The 15,437-nt window shown below is 73.0% G+C and carries 15 protein-coding genes; 10 read left to right on the top strand and 5 right to left on the bottom strand.

The window, feature by feature from the left end; translation table 11 throughout:
• Positions 1-23: 23 nt before the first annotated feature.
• On the bottom strand, positions 24-1,100 hold the full coding sequence (gene sepH / locus ACFWOG_RS32305; protein ID WP_329882666.1) for a septation protein SepH: 1,077 nt from the start codon (positions 1,098-1,100) through the stop codon (positions 24-26).
• Between the two features lie 512 nt (positions 1,101-1,612).
• On the opposite strand from sepH, the gene ACFWOG_RS32300 reads away from it, so the two are divergent.
• Positions 1,613-2,590, top strand: coding sequence for a hypothetical protein (locus ACFWOG_RS32300; protein ID WP_380362658.1), 978 nt, complete (start codon positions 1,613-1,615; stop codon positions 2,588-2,590).
• Positions 2,591-2,653: 63 nt separating this feature from the next.
• Here ACFWOG_RS32300 and ACFWOG_RS32295 read toward each other — a convergent pair whose 3' ends face one another.
• Together ACFWOG_RS32295 and ACFWOG_RS32290 are read right to left on the bottom strand one after the other, a co-directional pair.
• Positions 2,654-3,976: a D-arabinono-1,4-lactone oxidase gene (locus ACFWOG_RS32295; protein ID WP_355405192.1), complete on the bottom strand. Its 1,323-nt coding sequence runs from the start codon at positions 3,974-3,976 to the stop codon at positions 2,654-2,656.
• Between the two features lie 92 nt (positions 3,977-4,068).
• Entirely contained in the window at positions 4,069-5,325 is a 1,257-nt protein-coding gene (locus ACFWOG_RS32290; protein WP_380362655.1) for an MFS transporter, read from the bottom strand.
• Between the two features lie 131 nt (positions 5,326-5,456).
• Here ACFWOG_RS32290 and ACFWOG_RS32285 point away from each other — a divergent pair, with 131 nt between their 5' ends.
• Both ACFWOG_RS32285 and ACFWOG_RS32280 read left to right on the top strand, forming a co-directional pair.
• The gene (locus tag ACFWOG_RS32285) at positions 5,457-6,599 is read left to right on the top strand and encodes a ferrochelatase (protein ID WP_380362653.1); all 1,143 of its coding nucleotides are present in this window, start codon (positions 5,457-5,459) and stop codon (positions 6,597-6,599) included.
• Positions 6,600-6,618: 19 nt separating this feature from the next.
• Positions 6,619-7,452 (top strand): inositol monophosphatase family protein, encoded by an 834-nt coding sequence (locus tag ACFWOG_RS32280; protein ID WP_380362650.1) that lies wholly within the window; start codon positions 6,619-6,621, stop codon positions 7,450-7,452.
• A gap of 175 nt (positions 7,453-7,627) precedes the next feature.
• Here the strand turns inward: ACFWOG_RS32280 and ACFWOG_RS32275 are convergent, their stop codons facing one another.
• Positions 7,628-7,813 carry a hypothetical protein gene (locus ACFWOG_RS32275; RefSeq protein WP_030301315.1) on the bottom strand — a complete coding sequence of 62 codons (186 nt, stop codon included), beginning with the start codon at positions 7,811-7,813 and terminating at the stop codon, positions 7,628-7,630.
• 452 nt (positions 7,814-8,265) lie between these two features.
• Between ACFWOG_RS32275 and ACFWOG_RS32270 the strand changes: the two genes are divergently transcribed.
• From ACFWOG_RS32270 to ACFWOG_RS32255, 4 genes are all read left to right on the top strand, one after another.
• Entirely contained in the window at positions 8,266-8,919 is a 654-nt protein-coding gene (locus ACFWOG_RS32270) for a response regulator transcription factor (protein WP_329489897.1), read from the top strand.
• A 67-nt stretch (positions 8,920-8,986) separates the two neighbouring features.
• Positions 8,987-10,294 (top strand): sensor histidine kinase, encoded by a 1,308-nt coding sequence (locus ACFWOG_RS32265; protein WP_380362647.1) that lies wholly within the window; start codon positions 8,987-8,989, stop codon positions 10,292-10,294.
• A 292-nt stretch (positions 10,295-10,586) separates the two neighbouring features.
• The gene (locus tag ACFWOG_RS32260; RefSeq protein WP_380362645.1) at positions 10,587-11,570 is read left to right on the top strand and encodes an acyl-ACP desaturase; all 984 of its coding nucleotides are present in this window, start codon (positions 10,587-10,589) and stop codon (positions 11,568-11,570) included.
• 597 nt (positions 11,571-12,167) lie between these two features.
• Entirely contained in the window at positions 12,168-12,467 is a 300-nt protein-coding gene (locus ACFWOG_RS32255) for a DUF4193 domain-containing protein (RefSeq protein ID WP_327681335.1), read from the top strand.
• A 266-nt stretch (positions 12,468-12,733) separates the two neighbouring features.
• On the opposite strand, the gene ACFWOG_RS32250 is transcribed toward ACFWOG_RS32255, so the two are convergent.
• A complete protein-coding gene (locus ACFWOG_RS32250; RefSeq protein WP_329882673.1) occupies positions 12,734-13,183 on the bottom strand; it encodes a DUF3093 domain-containing protein in 450 nt (149 codons plus the stop codon).
• Between the two features lie 135 nt (positions 13,184-13,318).
• On the opposite strand from ACFWOG_RS32250, the gene ACFWOG_RS32245 reads away from it, so the two are divergent.
• From ACFWOG_RS32245 to ACFWOG_RS32235, 3 genes are all read left to right on the top strand, one after another.
• Positions 13,319-13,897 carry a PaaI family thioesterase gene (locus ACFWOG_RS32245; RefSeq protein ID WP_329950060.1) on the top strand — a complete coding sequence of 193 codons (579 nt, stop codon included), beginning with the start codon at positions 13,319-13,321 and terminating at the stop codon, positions 13,895-13,897.
• A complete protein-coding gene (dut, locus tag ACFWOG_RS32240; protein ID WP_329882674.1) occupies positions 13,894-14,361 on the top strand; it encodes a dUTP diphosphatase in 468 nt (155 codons plus the stop codon). The genes ACFWOG_RS32245 and dut overlap by 4 nt, the downstream gene beginning before the upstream one ends.
• A 69-nt stretch (positions 14,362-14,430) precedes the next feature.
• Positions 14,431-15,234, top strand: coding sequence for a DUF3710 domain-containing protein (locus ACFWOG_RS32235; protein ID WP_329882675.1), 804 nt, complete (start codon positions 14,431-14,433; stop codon positions 15,232-15,234).
• Positions 15,235-15,437: the final 203 nt, after the last annotated feature.

Here is a 15,437-nt window from a genome sequence, read left to right as displayed (position 1 = left end):
TCGTCACACCGTCGTGCCCGGTGTCACTCCTGCTTCTTGCGCCGGCTGCCGAAGACGATCTCGTCCCAACTCGGCACGGTGGCCCGGCGCCCGGGCCGGACGCCGTCCGCCTCGGCCTGCCGGTCGGTGGTGCCGACCAGTCGCTCCCGGTGCGGCGCGACCGCGCGCGGCATCAGGATGTCCGCGTACGCGGAGCCCGCGCCGACCGCCGGAGCGGCGGCCGCCGGTTCCTCGGCCTCCTCGGCGACCTCGGCGGGCATCGGCTCGACCGGCGGCGGGGCGCCCACGGCGAGGTCGCCCCGGAACGCCGGGACGACGTCCAGCAGGCTGGTCAGCGAGTCCCTGGCCTCGGCCGTCGCCTCGCGGGACTCGCGCACCTCGCGGGACGACATGATCCGGTCCGCGGAGGGACGGTCGATCATCGGCCGCAGCGGCCGGTCGTGGGGGAGCCGGGCGATCCGCGGGATGAACGGGAAGACCGACTCCTCCTCGCGCTCGACGTTCTCGCCGATCAGCGCGCGGGCCTCGTCGTCGTTGGGCTGCACCAGGCGCCTGGGCGGGTCGTACGTCCAGGCCGCGCTGCGGCCCTCGCCGTCGGCCCGGTAGGAGAGGATGACCTCCCACGTACCGTCGTCGCGGCGCCAGGAGTCCCAGCGCTCGGTGTCCTTCTCCGCGCCGCGCAGCGCCAGCCGCTCGGCCACCGCCTCGCCCAGCTGGGGGCCGGAGGACTCGCCGTGCCGGCGGATCGCGGTCTTCCGGGCCCGCTCGGCCATGAAGGCGCGCTCGGCCAGGACGGGACCCTCGAAGCGTCGGACGCGGTCGACGGAGATGCCGGCCGCCTGCGCGACCTCCTCGGCGGAGGCACCGGCTCGTATCCGGGCCTGGATGTCCCGAGGACGGAGGTGGCTCTCCACCTCGATCTCGATCTGGCCGAGACGCGGACGGTCACCACGGATGGCGGCACGAAGCCGCTCGTCGATGGGAAGGGTGTACTCCGTGCTGTCGGCGGCCTTGAGCACCAGCCGTGTGCCGTCGTTGCTGACGGCCACAACCCGCAGTTCGGGCACGGTTACCTCCCGGGTGGTGCCTGCCGACGTCACCTGCGTCGCTGCTCCCGTACTGAGTGTGGCCTGCCCGCTCGCGACTGGCCACAACCTTGCTGAGTTCCCCGGCGTGTCGGGCTTACGCCCGGTCACGCCGCTGTGGCACGGTTGCCTTTTTGCCACGCCATCCGTCGACGTCGCGCCTGGGTGTCCCGGCCGTTCTCGCACGCGCAGTGAACGCGACGATCCGGGACGGGCGTCGCCGTGCGTGTCTGCACCGTGGCTCCTTGTCGGCTTCCCTGTTGATGGGTAGTCGACAAGTCGACCCAAGGCTCAGGCTTTACGAACAGTACTCCATTCGTGGCAACCAGAGGGGCGGCTCGCCGCTCAAGTCTCCCGCGATTCACGGGAATCTCAAGAGCGCACGACCTCAATGGCCGAGGATCACCCGGTGAACGGTGATCATCTTCACATATATCTCCCGCACAGAACCGCATTTTCGACCCTTGTGTCCTTCTTTGGGCAAGATGGAGTGACTTGTTCGAAAGACAGTCGTACTGACTTGAGGGATGTCGATGCCGCAGGAGAAGCCCGCCGGGGAGGACGGCAAGGAAGGTCGCAGGCGAATTGATCTGAGTGTGGCTCAGGTCGTGGCGAGTGCGCTGGCCACGGTGGTGGGGGCGCTGCTCGCGTCCGAACTCGGGGTCTACGGAACCATTCTGGGCGCGGCCGTGGTGAGTGTCGGCGCGACCACCGGCGGTGCGGTGTTCCAGCACGTTTTCAAAAGGACCGGCGAACAGCTGCGGGAGGCGGTGGACCGCACCGCCGCGCCGGGCCAGTTGGCGAACGGGCTGCGGCAGGCGACCGGACCGCAACCGGTGCCGGGGGTCTCCACCACCCCGTCCTCGACCCGCCCTTCCGAGCCGCCCTCCGCGGAGTGGAACGCCCCGCGCACGGTCCGGGCGCGTCGGCGCTGGACGTGGAAGTCGTACGCGACGGTCTCCGCGCTGGTCTTCACGCTCGCGATGGTGCCGATACTCGCGTTCGAGCTCGCCACCGGGCAGCCGGTGTCCGCGACGGTGAAGGGCGGGTCGGGTACCGGCACCTCGCTGGGCGGCACGGTCGAGCGGAAGCCACCGGCCCCGTCGGACGGCGGGCCGTCGGGTGGCGGACCCTCCTCCGTCCCCTCGCCCGTGCCGTCTCCCGGTGCGACCGGCGGACCGGGGGCCTCGCCCTCGGCGGGCAAGGGCGGCGGCGCCTCGGAACGCCCGAGCCCGGGAACGAGTCCGAGCGCGGGCACCGGGACGTCCGGCGCCGCGTCCCCCTCGGCCGGCTCCACGCCGGACCCGGGCGGGAGTCCGGGCGCGACGCCCTCCGCCCGCCCCTCCGGCGAGTCGTCCGCGCCGTCCGGGGGCGGGGCCTCCGCCGGTCCGTCCGGCGGTGCGACGCCGAAGCCCCCGGCCCCGGGTACCGCGGTCGTCCCGCCGGCGGCCACCGCCCCGGCGGCTCCGGATCCGCAGCAGCAGCCGGGCGGGTCGGGTCAGTAGGGCCGGCCGAGACGGCCGAGGCAGGCGGGTCGGGCGGGTCGGGCAGGTCGGGCGGGGAAGCGGCTAGGCCCCCAGCACCCGGCGGAGGTGGTCGTTGCCGAACCGGCGGTCCGGGTCGACCTCGTCCCGCAGCGCGGTGAAGTCCGCGAACCGGGGGTAGGCCCCGGCGAGGTACTCGGCGTCCCGGGTGTGCAGCTTGCCCCAGTGCGGCCGCCCCCGGTGGGCGGTCATGAGCTGCTCGACGGCCGTGAAGTAGCCCTGTTCGGCGGTGCCCCGGTAGAGGTGGACGGCGATGTAGGCGGTGTCCCGGCCGTGGGCGGTGGAGAGCCAGAGGTCGTCGGCGGGCGCGAACCGCACCTCGACCGGGAAGCTGATCCGCCAGTCCGACCGTTCGACCATCGCCCTCAGCTCGCGCAGGACGTCGCCGACCGCCTCACGCGGCACCGCGTACTCCATCTCGGTGAACCGGACCGTGCGGGGGCTGGTGAACACCCGGTACGCGGTGTCGGTGTAGCTCCGGTCCGACCAGGCGCGGCTGGCCACCGCGGCGATGGTGGGCACCGCGGCGGGGAACCGGCGGCCGACCCGGCAGGCCCCCTCCCAGACGGTGTTGGAGAGGAAGTCGTCCTCCAGCCACTCCTTGAACCGGGGCAGCGGTGCGGCCGGCCCCTGGCTGCGGTTGTTCCGCTTGGTCGAGCAGCGGGACGTGTGCGGGAACCAGTAGAACTCGAAGTGCTCGTTGACGGCGGTCAGGTCGTCCAGCCGCTCCAGTACCTCGTCGAAGCCCATCGGCTGCTCGTGGGCGGTGAGGAGGAAGGCCGGTTCCACCGCGAAGGTGAGCGCGGTGATCACGCCGAGCGCGCCGAGGCCGAGCCGGGCCCCCTCGAAGAGCCGCGCGTTCTCGGTGGGGGAGCACTGCCGGATGCTGCCGTCGGCGAGCACGATCTCCAGCCCGCGGAGCTGGGCGGCGAGCGAGGCGGAGTCCCGGCCGGTGCCGTGGGTGCCGGTACTGGTGGCGCCGGCCGCGGTCTGCACCTCGATGTCGCCCATGTTGGTGAGCGAGAGGCCGGCGGCGGCGAGCACCCGGTTGAGCCGGTGCAGCGGGAGCCCGGCCTCGACGGTGACCGTGCCGTTCTCCCGGTCGACGCCCCGGACGGCGGTCATCGCGTGCGGGCGGACCAGGACGCCGTCCCCGGCGGAGGCGATCGAGGTGAAGGAGTGGCCGGAGCCGACCGCCTTGACCGTCCGGCCCCCGTCGGCGGCGCGCAGGATCTCCTTGGCCAGTTCCTCCGCCGTCCCGGGGGTGACCGCCCGGGCCGGGTGGGCGCTCTGGTTGCCCGCCCAGTTGGTCCAGCGGGTACGGGCTGCGGTCCTGGCCTGGGGCATTGCGGCGCCTCCTGCTCCGTGGCCGAGCGGCGTCGGCGCACCTGGGTCCCTACCCGCGGGTAGCCCACGGGTAGGGAGGAGGGTAAGTCAGCTCACCGTTCGAGGTCTACGGTCTTGGCGGCGGGCTGCGTGGCCTCCAGCGCGGCCAGGCCGGTCCGCAGCCGCCCCGTCCCGATCAGCGCGGCGACCACGCCGAACGCCCCGGCGGTCAACGGCACCCAGTATCCGGCGGCCGCCCCTGCCGCGTCGACCACCCAGCCGCCGGCCGAGGAGCCGGTCGCGACACCGAGGGCGAGCCCCGTGGTCGTCCAGGTCATGCCCTCGGTCAGCTGGGCCGGCGGGACCAGGCGCTCGACCAGCGCCATCGCGGTGATCAGGGTGGGGGAGATGGCGATGCCCGCGATCAGCAGCGCGCCGCCGACCGCCACCAGTCCGCCGACCCCGCTCACCGACTCGGCGATCAGCAGCAGCGGCACCATGCTGACCGCCATGAACACCACCCCGCCGAGGAAGCGGCCGGCCATGGAGCCGGTCAGCTTCAGCGTCCCGAACACCACCCCGGCCAGGCAGGAGCCGAAGGCCCAGAGCGCCAGGATCACGCTGGAGATCGCCGTGTGCCCCTGCGCCTTCGCGTAGGCGACGGTGACCACCTCGACCGAGCCGAAGATCGCGCCGGTCGCCACGAAGGTCAGGATCAGCACCTGGAGGCCGCGGTTGCGGATCACCGGTGTGCCGGTGTGCCGGGCGGAGGGGTGGACGGGCGGCTCGGTGCTCCGCTGGGCGGCGAACAGCACCACGCCCACCGCGAGGAAGACCCCGGCGAGCAGCACGCCCGCCTCCGGGAACACGGAGGTGGCCAGGGTCACGGCGAGGATCGGGCCCACGATGAAGCAGACCTCGTCGACCACCGCCTCGAACGAGTACGCGGTGTGCAGCCGCGGCGCCTGGTCCCGGTACAGGTGCGCCCAGCGGGCCCGGACCATCGCCCCGGCGCTCGGCATCACGCCCATCCCGGCCGCGAACACGAAGAGCGTCCAGGCCGGAGCCCCCAGCCGCGCGCAGATCAGCAGCCCGACGGCGGCGGCGACGGTGATCGCGGTGGCGGGCATCAGGATCCGGCGCTGTCCGTGCCGGTCCACCAGCCGGGAGACCTGAGGCCCCAGGACCGCCGCGGACACCGCCATCGTGGCCGACACGAGGCCGGCCACACCGAAGGAGCCTCTGAGCTCGGAGAGCATCGTGACGATGCCGATCCCCGTCATGGAGATCGGCAGCCGGGCTATGAATCCGGTGGACGAGAAGGCCAGACTGCCGGGTGCGGCGAAGATCTGGCGGTAGCTGGACAGCACGGGAGCTCCGCAGGGGGGTAAGGAACGAGACCGGTAAGCACAGCCTACGAACCTTGGCAAACTGGATTTTTCCGGGCACCAGGGGCGGCCCCGACCCAGGCGGTCCGTCCCGCAGTGGCAGGATCGGTGTCATGTCCGACGCGCGCAACACCTCCCTCACCGGCGCCGCCCCGTACGACGCGCTGCTGCTGCTCTCCTTCGGCGGGCCCGAGGCCCCCGAGGACGTCGTCCCGTTCCTCGAGAACGTCACCCGGGGCCGCGGCATCCCGAAGGAACGCCTGCGGGAGGTGGGCAAGCACTACTTCCTGTTCGGCGGCGTGAGTCCGATCAACGAGCAGAACCGCGAGCTGCTGGCCGCGCTGCGCAAGGACTTCGCCGAGCACGGCCTCGGCCTGCCGGTCTACTGGGGCAACCGGAACTGGGCGCCCTACCTGGTCGACACCCTGCGCGAGGCGGTCGCCGACGGGCACCGCCGGATCGCCGTCCTCGCCACCAGCGCCTACGCCGGGTACTCCGGCTGCCGCCAGTACCGGGAGAACCTCGCCGACGCGCTGGCCGCGCTCGCGGCCGAGGGCCTGCCCGTGCCGGCCGTCGACATGCTGCGCCACTTCTACAACCACCCCGGCTTCGTCGAGCCGATGATCGACGCCACCCTGGACGCCCTGACCCGGCTCCCCGAGGACGTCCGGGACGGCGCCCGGCTGGCGTTCACCACCCACTCGATCCCGGACACCATGGCCGAGAGCTCCGGCGCCCCGGACGACCCGGCCCGCGGTCGCCCCGGCGGCGCGTACGTCGCCCAGCACCTGGACGTGGCCCGGCTGGTCGCCACCGCCGTCGCCGAGCGGACCGGCGTCCGGGACCGGCCCTGGGACCTGGTCTTCCAGAGCCGCAGCGGCGCCCCGCACACCCCGTGGCTGGAACCGGACATCTGCGACCACCTGGAGGCCCGGCACGCCGAGGGCGACCCGGCCGTGGTGATGGTCCCGATCGGCTTCGTCTCCGACCACATGGAGGTCAAGTACGACCTCGACACCGAGGCGGCGGCCAAGGCCGCCGAACTCGGCCTGCCGGTCGCCCGGGCCGCCACCGTCGGCGCCGACCCCCGGTTCACCGCGGCCGTCCGCGAACTCGTCCTGGAGCGGGCCGCCGCCGAGCGCGGCGAGCCGGTGACCCGTCGCGCCCTCGGCACGCTCGGCCCCGGCCACGACGTCTGCGCGGTCGCCTGCTGCCCCAACCCGCGCGCCCCCCGCCCGGCCGCCGCCGAGCGCTGACCCCTCCGAGGAGACCTTCGTGACCAGCCCCGCCGTTCCCGGAACCGCCGCGCCCGACCCGGCCCTGCTCGACGAGCTGCTCGACGTCGCCCTGGACGCCGCCCGGCGGGCGGGCGCCCTGCTGCTCGACGGCAGGCCCGCCGACCTGGGCGTGGCCGGGACCAAGAGCAGCCCGGTCGACGTGGTCACCGAGATGGACCTGGCCTCCGAGAAGCTCGTCCTGGAGCTGATCGCCGAACGCCGCCCCAGGGACGGCTACCTGGGCGAGGAGGGCGCCGAGCGGGCCGGCACCAGCGGCGTGCGCTGGGTCGTCGACCCGCTCGACGGCACCGTGAACTACCTCTACGGACTGCCGTCCTGGGCGGTCAGCGTGGCCGCCGAGCTGGACGGGCGGGCGGTGGTCGGGGTGGTCCTCGCACCGGCCCGGGGCGAGTTGTTCCAGGCCGTGCTGGGCCGCGGCGCGCAGCTGGACGGCCGGCCGATCGGGGCCCGTCCGGCGTCCCCGTGGGGCCAGGCCCTGATCGCCACCGGCTTCAACTACGTGCAGCCGGTCCGGGTCCGGCAGGCCGAGGTGCTGCTGGCCCTGATGCCCGAGGTGCGCGACATCCGCCGGGGCGGCGCCGCCGCGGTGGACCTCTGTGACGTCGCCGCCGGCCGGCTGGACGGCTACTACGAGCGCGGGCTGGCCCCCTGGGACCGGGCCGCCGGCTGCCTGATCGCCGCCGAGGCCGGTGCGCTGGTCGGCGGCCGACCCGGCCACGGGCCGGACGGAGCGCTGACGGTGGCCGCCGCGCCCGGCGTCTACGAGCCGCTCCAGGAGCGCCTCGCCGCCCTGCGGGCCTGGGCCGACTGACCCGCTCCCGGGCGCGGCCGGCCAGGGAGCGCGTGCCGCGCCCGCTCCGGCCGGGCCCGCGGCCGTGCCGGGACAGCGAAGAGCCCTGGCATACGGGGGATGCCAGGGCCTGGGTTCTCGCACGACCCCCTCAGGGCCGCTGGTGCCGGGGAACCGGCGTCGGGTCGGTGGTCGGTCAGGCGGCGGTGCGGTGCCGTTCCAGCACCGTGTCCACGCCGTGTTCGGCGGCGAGCCGGCGGAGGTCGTCCAGCTCGGACTGTTCCACCTCGGCCAGGAATTCGTCCCCGGCCTCGATCGCGCGGTGCAGATCCTGCTCGGCGTTGGCGATGCGCTGCAGGATTCCGGCGGTGAAGGCGTCCATACGGGCCCCCTTACTGTGTCGGACGTGCACGGTCGTGCGTCCCCCGCCCCGAGGTCGTGGTGGCCAGCGGAAGCGTCCGAGCCGGGCAGTGAAGTCTCCGGTCGGGCGCGGAGACGGCCCTCGGCCGCTCCCGTGACGCCCCAGCCCCAGGGCCGGCGCGGATGAACGCACGGCGGGTGGGTGCGATCGGCCTACAGCCAGATCGCGGGTGTGCAGCTGTCCTCCCCGCCCCCGGGACGGGGAAACCTCCCCGCGCGAGAAAGTTGCCCGCGTCACAGTCCAATCGGAGTGGTGGACACCCGAACCGTCACCGGACCGTTGCCCGGCGGCCGGCCGCCGCTGCCTCCGGGGCAGCTTATCGCTGCTTTACCGCAGGACCAGGCAGGATGGGGGGCACCGTCGGAGCCGTGCGTCCGCTTTTCCGGGGCCGGCCTGGAGAAGGGACAACGACCGTGCGGGTTCTCGTCGTCGAGGACGAGCAGCTGCTCGCCGAGGCAGTCGCCACAGGTCTGCGCCGCGAGGCGATGGCCGTCGACGTGGTGTACGACGGGGAGGCCGCGCTCCAGCGCATCGCGGTCAACGACTACGACGTGGTCGTGCTCGACCGGGACCTTCCGCTGGTCCACGGTGACGACGTCTGCCGCAGCGTGGTCGACCAGGGCCTGGCCACCAGGGTGATCATGCTGACCGCCTCCGGTGACATCAGCGACCGCGTCGAAGGGCTGGAGATCGGAGCGGACGACTACCTTCCGAAGCCGTTCGCCTTCAGCGAACTCGTCGCCCGGGTCCGGGCGCTGGGCCGCCGTGCGACCGTCCCGCTGCCCCCCGTCCTGGAACGGGCCGGCATCTCGGTCGACCCCGGCCGCCGCGAGGTGATCCGCGACGGGCGGCCCGTCCAGCTGGCCCCCAAGGAGTTCGCCGTCCTGGAGGTCCTGATGCGGGCCGGCGGAGCCGTCGTCTCCGCCGAGCAGCTGCTCGAAAAGGCCTGGGACGAGCACACCGACCCGTTCACCAACGTCGTGCGCGTCACCGTGATGACGCTGCGCCGCAAGCTCGGCGACCCGCCGGTGATCGTCACCGTGCCGGGCTCCGGCTACCGGATCTGACCGTACCGGCCCCCGCGGCCGGCCCCATCGCGCCCGCCGCCCCGGCGGACGCTCCGAGAGGACCATCATGACCACCCCGCCCACGGCCGGCGGGCCCTCCGGCGCGCCCGCCGGCGGGCGCGCCGCAGGACCCAGGGCCGTGCCGCCGAAGCCCGTGCACCCGCCGCGCGCCCCCCGGTTGCACCAGCCGCAGGACACCTACGTGCCCGGCGACGGCATGCTCGCCTGGCTGCCGTTCCGCCCCACCATCCGGATCCGGCTGACCCTGCTCTACGGCGGGATGTTCCTGATGGCCGGCGTGGTCCTGCTGATGCTCATGTACTTCTTCCTCCGCCAGGCCCTGCACGACGTCGCGCCGCCGCCCTTCATCTTCGAGAAGGGCACCACCGTCAACGGCGTGGTGATGACCCCCGAGCAGTTCAACCAGTTCCTCGTGAAGCGGCACGAGGCCGCCTCCAGCGCGGCCCTCAACACCCTGCTGCGCAAGTCCCTCACCGTGCTGGTCTGCCTCGCCGTGATCGCCTTCGCGGCCGGCTACGCGATGGCCGGCCGGGTGCTGCGCCCGCTGGGCCGGATCACCCGCACCGCCCGCGAGGTCGCCTCCTCCGACCTGCACCGGCGGATCGAGCTGGACGGGCCGGACGACGAGCTCAAGGAGCTGGCCGACACCTTCGACGACATGCTCGACCGCCTCGACCACTCCTTCGACTCCCAGCGACGCTTCGTCGCCAACGCCTCGCACGAGCTGCGCACCCCGCTGGCGATCAACCGGACCCTGCTGGAGGTCCAGCTCTCCGACCCCGACGCCTCGAACGACCTCCAGCAGCTCGGCAAGACCCTGCTCGCCACCAACGAGCGCAGCGAGCAGTTGGTGGAGGGCCTCCTGCTGCTCGCCCGCAGCGACAACGAGCTGACCGACCGCCGTCCGGTGGAATTCTCCGAGGTGGCCACCAGGGCGCTGGAGCAGACCCGGGCCGAGGCCGGCAACCGCGAGGTCGAGCTGCGCGCCACGCTCCACCCGGCGACGGTCGCCGGGAACGGGGTGCTGCTGGAGCGGATCGCGCTCAACCTGCTGCAGAACGCCGTCCGCTACAACTCCGCCGGCGGGTGGGTCGAGATCACCACCGCCCCGGTGCCCGGCGGAGGCGAGCTCGTGGTCTCCAACACCGGCCCGGTCGTCCCCGGGTACGAGCTGGAGCACATCTTCGAACCGTTCCGCCGGGTGAAGGGGGCCGACCGGACCCGCAGCGACAAGGGCGTCGGCCTCGGACTCTCGATCGTCCGCTCGGTGGTCCGCGCGCACCACGGCACCATCGAGGCCACCCCGCGTTCCGGCGGCGGCCTCACGATGCGCGTGCGCATCCCCGGCGCCTGAGCCGCACCACCGGGCGCGCCGGGAGCGTCCGAGGGCCCTCCCGGCCCCGTCAGGGCCCTCCTGGCCCCTCCGTGGTCCGTACCGGCCGTCCGTGCCGCCCGGCCTCCGCGCCCCGACCGCTAGCCGCCCCCGTCAGGCTGTCAAGAAGACATAAGCCCTGGCGGGGGCGGCTTGTCTTTTCCGGCCCGAGCAACTTACGGTGTCGTAACCTACGCAACCGTAAGTGCGTATCCGACGCGCCCGTCCCAACGCGCCCGTCCCGCGCGTGCCCGTCCCCCAGGAGTTCAGACTCGTGACCATCGCCCCCGTGCAGCGCAGCGCCTCGCTCGGTTCGAGCACCTGGACCGACGCCCGGCTGATCCTGGCCCTCGAAGAGGTCGTCGAGAAGGAACTCGACCGCCACCTGAAGGTCGCCAAGGAGTGGATGCCCCACGAGTTCGTCCCGTGGAGCCAGGGCCGCGACTTCGACGGCGTCCTCGGCGGCGAGGCCTGGGAGCTCGGCCAGTCCAAGGTGACCCCGCTCGGCCGGGTCGCGCTGGTGGTCAACCTGCTCACCGAGGACAACCTCCCGAGCTACCACCACGAGATCGCGACCATGTTCGGCCGCGAGGGCGCGTGGGGTGCCTGGGTGCACCGCTGGACCGCGGAGGAGGGCCGGCACGGGATAGCGATCCGTGACTACCTGCTCACCACCCGGGCCGTCGACCCGGTCGAGCTGGAGCGGGCCCGGATGGCGCACATGTCGGAGGGCTTCGAGTCCGACAACGCGCACAGCATGCTGCAGTCGGTCGCCTACGTGGCCTTCCAGGAGCTCGCGACCCGCATCTCGCACCGCAACACCGGCCACTTCGCCGGCGACCCGCTGTGCGAGCAGCTGCTCGCGAAGATCGCCAACGACGAGAACCTGCACATGGTCTTCTACCGGAACCTGCTGAAGGCCGCCCTGGAGATCGCCCCCGACCAGGCCATGCGGGCCATCGCCGACGTGGTGACCGACTTCCGGATGCCGGGCCACGGGATCCCCGGCTTCGAGCGTGCCGCCGCCCAGATCGCCATCGGCGGCGTCTACAACCTGCGGATCCACCTCGACGACGTGCTGCAGCCGGTGCTGCGCCACCTCAAGGTCATGGAGGTGGGCGGTCTCGGTCCGGAGGGCGCGCGGGCCCAGGAGGAGCTCGGCCTCTTCCTCGCCGGGCTGGACGCCCAGGCGACCAAGTTCGACGAGCGGCAGGCCGCGCTGCAGGCCCGCCGGGCGGCCCGCAAGGCCGCCAAGTAGCCGGCGCCCGCGCCCACCCCCCGGCCGGAGCGGCCGGGGGTCCGACGGGAGCGGGAGCGGCCCTCCGCGCGGCCTCCCGACCGCCCGGAGGGCAGTGTGCCGGACACGAACTCGGGGGCCGGAAGGTCACGGACCGGGCCGCTCCGGTTGGGCGGATTTTCCACGTTTTGCCCGGGAAGATTCAGAACGTGACCAAGCTCACACCGTGTCGCTGCGCGATGCGGGACGACCTCGGAGCGTGATCATGCCCGCGGCGTCGCCGATCGCTTTCCGTGAGCGGATCGATGATCGACTCCGACGCGGAGGATTGACCCGCGTCCCTGGTGGGCAAGGGAATTCGCAGGCGCCGCACGGGCTTTTGATCACTCTCCGTGTCCGCCGCGCGGGCGTTCCGGCGGCGTGGCGATGGCCCAGCGTGAGGCCCCTCGCACCCGAGTCGATCACCCCAACGGACCCCCGGCTGAGTGTCGATTGAGTAACAGGGCTTGAAGTAAGGCAAAATCTCCGCCTCGGGTCGGGCACAAGACCGACCCCCCATGCGTTACGTGCGCTGGAGATACCGCACACACCGCACAACCCGGAGGGGGAGAGCGAAATATGGCTACCGACTACGACACCCCACGCAAGACCGACGACGAGCTCAACGAGGACAGCATCGAGGAGCTCAAGGCTCGGCGGAACGACAAGGGCGGAAGCTCCGTCGACGTCGACGAGTTCGAAGCTGCCGAGGGCATGGAGCTCCCCGGCGCGGACCTCTCGAACGAGGAGCTCTCCGTCAGGGTGCTGCCTCGGCAGGCCGACGAGTTCACCTGCATGAGCTGCTTCCTGGTCCACCACCGCAGCCAGCTGTACAGCGAGAAGAACGGCAACCCGATCTGCCGGGACTGCGGCGCCTGAGGACCAGGGCGGCCATGACTCGGGCCTCGCGATTTCAGCGAGACCGGTACAACGCCCCTTCCGGCCCCGGGCAGCGGGGCCGGACGGCAGCTCCGGCGGTCGCCGTGGCGGACGCACCAGTCATACGGTCATACGGAGATACAGAGGGACGGTCCCGCGAAGGCGGAACCGTCCCTCTCCGTTTTTCTGTTGTCCGCGTCCCGGCGGGGTCCGCTCGGCGGGCCCGCCCCCGGTGCGGCCCCGGTGCGGCCCCGGTCAGGCCCCGGTCAGGCGCGGGCGCCCCGGCGGGCCTCGTCCAGGGCCTCGGCCAGCTTCATCGGGGAGCGGGTCGACAGGTAGAGGTACGGCGTCGGGTCGGCCGGATCGGTCACCTCGACCCGCAGCGCCGTCGGAACGTAGCTGCGCAGCAGCATGAACGCCCGCGGATCGGCCTTCGGCCCGCGCCAGGCCACGGCCTCGGCCGGGCTGAGCGGGTGGGCGGCGCCGAGGGCGTCCACCGGGATCCGGGCCGGGCCGGCCACCAGGGATCCCTGGACCACCCGGATCCGGGCCGAGCCGTAACTGCTGATCGCGGCCGCACCGGCGGCGATGCCGACCACCAGTCCGACCAGCGCGCCCACCGCGCTGATTCGCAGCAGGGTCAGCGCGAGCGTGAGGCCGATCGCGACCGGGAACAACCACCAGGAGCGCGGCGCGGTGAGGCGTTCGTCGTACATGCCCCCATTGTGGGCGCCGCAACGGCCGGCCCTGGACGGCACCCCCGGTCCCGGCCCGCCTACCGGTCGGTAGGGTGGGGCGGCGTGACCGGTTCGATAGCCCCCACCTCCCCCTCCGTCCCGTCGGCGCCGGCCGTGCCGCGGTCGTCGACCACGCCGCCGCCGGAGGCCGTCCTCCCCGAGCGCGCCCCGGAGGCCCCCGCCCCGGGCACCCGGCTCGGCTCGCACTACGAACACTGCTTCGGCTGCGGCCCCCGGCACCCCACGGGCCTGCGGATCGACGCGGTGGCCGGCGAGGGCCTGGACGTCACCGGCGAGTTCACCGTCCGTTCCGAGCACCAGGGCGGCCCGGGTCTGGCCCACGGCGGCCTGCTGACCACCGCCATGGACGAGATCCTCGGCTCGCTCAACTGGCTGCTGCACGCCCCCGGCGTCACCGGCCGGCTGGAGACCGACTTCCTCGCCCCGGTACCGGTGGACACCCGGCTGCACCTCCGCGCCTGGGTCACCGGCGTCCACGGTCGGAAGGTCTACAGCGCCGCCGAGGGCCGGATCGGCGGACCGGACGGACCGGTCGCCGTGCGCGCGCAGGCACTCTTTATCCAGGTGAAGCTGGAACACTTCACCAAGCACGGTCGTCCGGAGGACATCGAGAAGGTCCTCGACGACCCTGACCTGATGCAGCGCGCCCGAGCCTTTGAGGTGAACCCTTGACCAGCACCCCCCGCCCGCCCCTGGACGTCCTGATCCGGCGGATCGACGCCGAGCTGCCGCTGCCCGCGTACGCGCAGCCCGGCGACGCGGGAGCCGACCTGCGGACCACCGTCGACGCGGAGTTGGCCCCCGGCGAGCGGGCCGTGCTTCCCACCGGTGTCGCCATTGCGCTGCCCGACGGTTACGCGGCGTTCGTCCACCCCCGGTCCGGCCTGGCAGCTCGTTGCGGTGTTGCTCTGGTGAACGCCCCAGGGACGGTCGATGCCGGGTACCGTGGAGAGATCAAGGTGATCGTCGTCAATCTGGACCCGCGCGAGGGGGTCAGCTTCCGCCGAGGGGACCGGATCGCCCAGCTGGTCATCCAGCAGGTCGAGAAGGCCCGCTTCCACGAGGTGGCCGAGCTGCCGGGGTCGGCACGCGCCGAGGGCGGGTTCGGGTCGACCGGCGGCCACGCCGCGGTCTAGGCTGCCCGCGGCCTCGCAGGAAGCCGAGCAGGTATTCGCATCGGTCTTGGACCGGGAAGGACAGTGACCGTGTTCCGTCGTCGCCAGAAGAGCGAGGACGCTGTCGAGCAGCTCGCCGACGACGCCATCAGCGCCGACGAGACGGCCGATGACGTCGAAGGTTCCGCCGAGAGCGAGAACGTGACCGACCTGGATCCGACGGACCGCGTCGGGCTGCCGCCGGCCCCGCGTCCGGAGGGGCCGTGGGACCACTCCGAGCTGGAGGATCCCGAAGAGGGCCGGGTGGACCTCGGGGGCCTGCTGGTCCCCGGTGTCGAGGGCATGGAGCTCCGGGTCGAGGTGGCCGGCGAGTCGATCGTCGCCGCCACGCTCGTCCTCGGCAACAGCGCCATCCAGCTCCAGGCCTTCGCGGCCCCCAAGTCCGAGGGCATCTGGGGCGAGGTCCGCGAGGAGATCGCCACCGGCATCACCTCGCAGGGCGGCGTGGTCGAGGAGGAGGAGGGCCCGCTGGGCTGGCACCTCCGCGCACAGGTCCCCGTCCAGCTGCCGGACGGCACGCAGGGTGTCCAGCTGGTGCGCTTCGTCGGCTGTGACGGACCGCGCTGGTTCCTGCGCGGCGTGATCTCCGGCCAGGCCGCGGTGCAGCCCGAGGTGGGCGGCATCCTGGAGCAGGTCTTCCGGCAGACCGTCGTCGTCCGCGGCGAGGGCCCGATGGCACCCCGCGACCCGATCGTGCTGAAGCTGCCCGAGGACGCGCAGATGGTCGCCGACGGCGGCGGCGCGGTCACGGGCGCCGGTGAGGGCGACACCCGCTACACCGGCACCTCGCTCGACCCGTTCGCCCGCGGCCCGGAGATCACCGAGGTCCGCTGAGCACCGCGATCGCCCTCGTCCGGACCGCCGGACGGGGGCGATTTGCATGTGACGGGCCGATCCCCGTACAGTTCCGGAGTCGCCGCGAAAGAGCGGGGACAAGCAGGAAAGCAAATCGGATGAATGAAACTCCGGAAAACGGAGCGGAAAACGTCTGGTAAGCTGGAAACACGAAAGAACGAAGCGCCCGGAGGGCCGGTGTG

The organism is Kitasatospora sp. NPDC058406 (genome assembly GCF_042722765.1).
GTDB lineage: Bacteria > Actinomycetota > Actinomycetes > Streptomycetales > Streptomycetaceae > Kitasatospora.
This window is presented reverse-complemented; position numbering and strand designations above follow the sequence as displayed.

Bases quoted from the DNA above. Each gene is read 5' to 3' on its own strand.
- ACFWOG_RS32285 (WP_380362653.1), top strand. From the start codon at position 5,457: ATGTCCGACGCGCGCAACACCTCCCTCACCGGCGCCGCCCCGTACGAC.
- ACFWOG_RS32300 (WP_380362658.1), top strand. From the start codon at position 1,613: ATGTCGATGCCGCAGGAGAAGCCCGCCGGGGAGGACGGCAAGGAAGGT.
- ACFWOG_RS32275 (WP_030301315.1), bottom strand. From the start codon at position 7,813: ATGGACGCCTTCACCGCCGGAATCCTGCAGCGCATCGCCAACGCCGAG.
- ACFWOG_RS32295 (WP_355405192.1), bottom strand. From the start codon at position 3,976: ATGCCCCAGGCCAGGACCGCAGCCCGTACCCGCTGGACCAACTGGGCG.
- ACFWOG_RS32250 (WP_329882673.1), bottom strand. From the start codon at position 13,183: ATGTACGACGAACGCCTCACCGCGCCGCGCTCCTGGTGGTTGTTCCCG.
- ACFWOG_RS32265 (WP_380362647.1), top strand. From the start codon at position 8,987: ATGACCACCCCGCCCACGGCCGGCGGGCCCTCCGGCGCGCCCGCCGGC.
- ACFWOG_RS32255 (WP_327681335.1), top strand. From the start codon at position 12,168: ATGGCTACCGACTACGACACCCCACGCAAGACCGACGACGAGCTCAAC.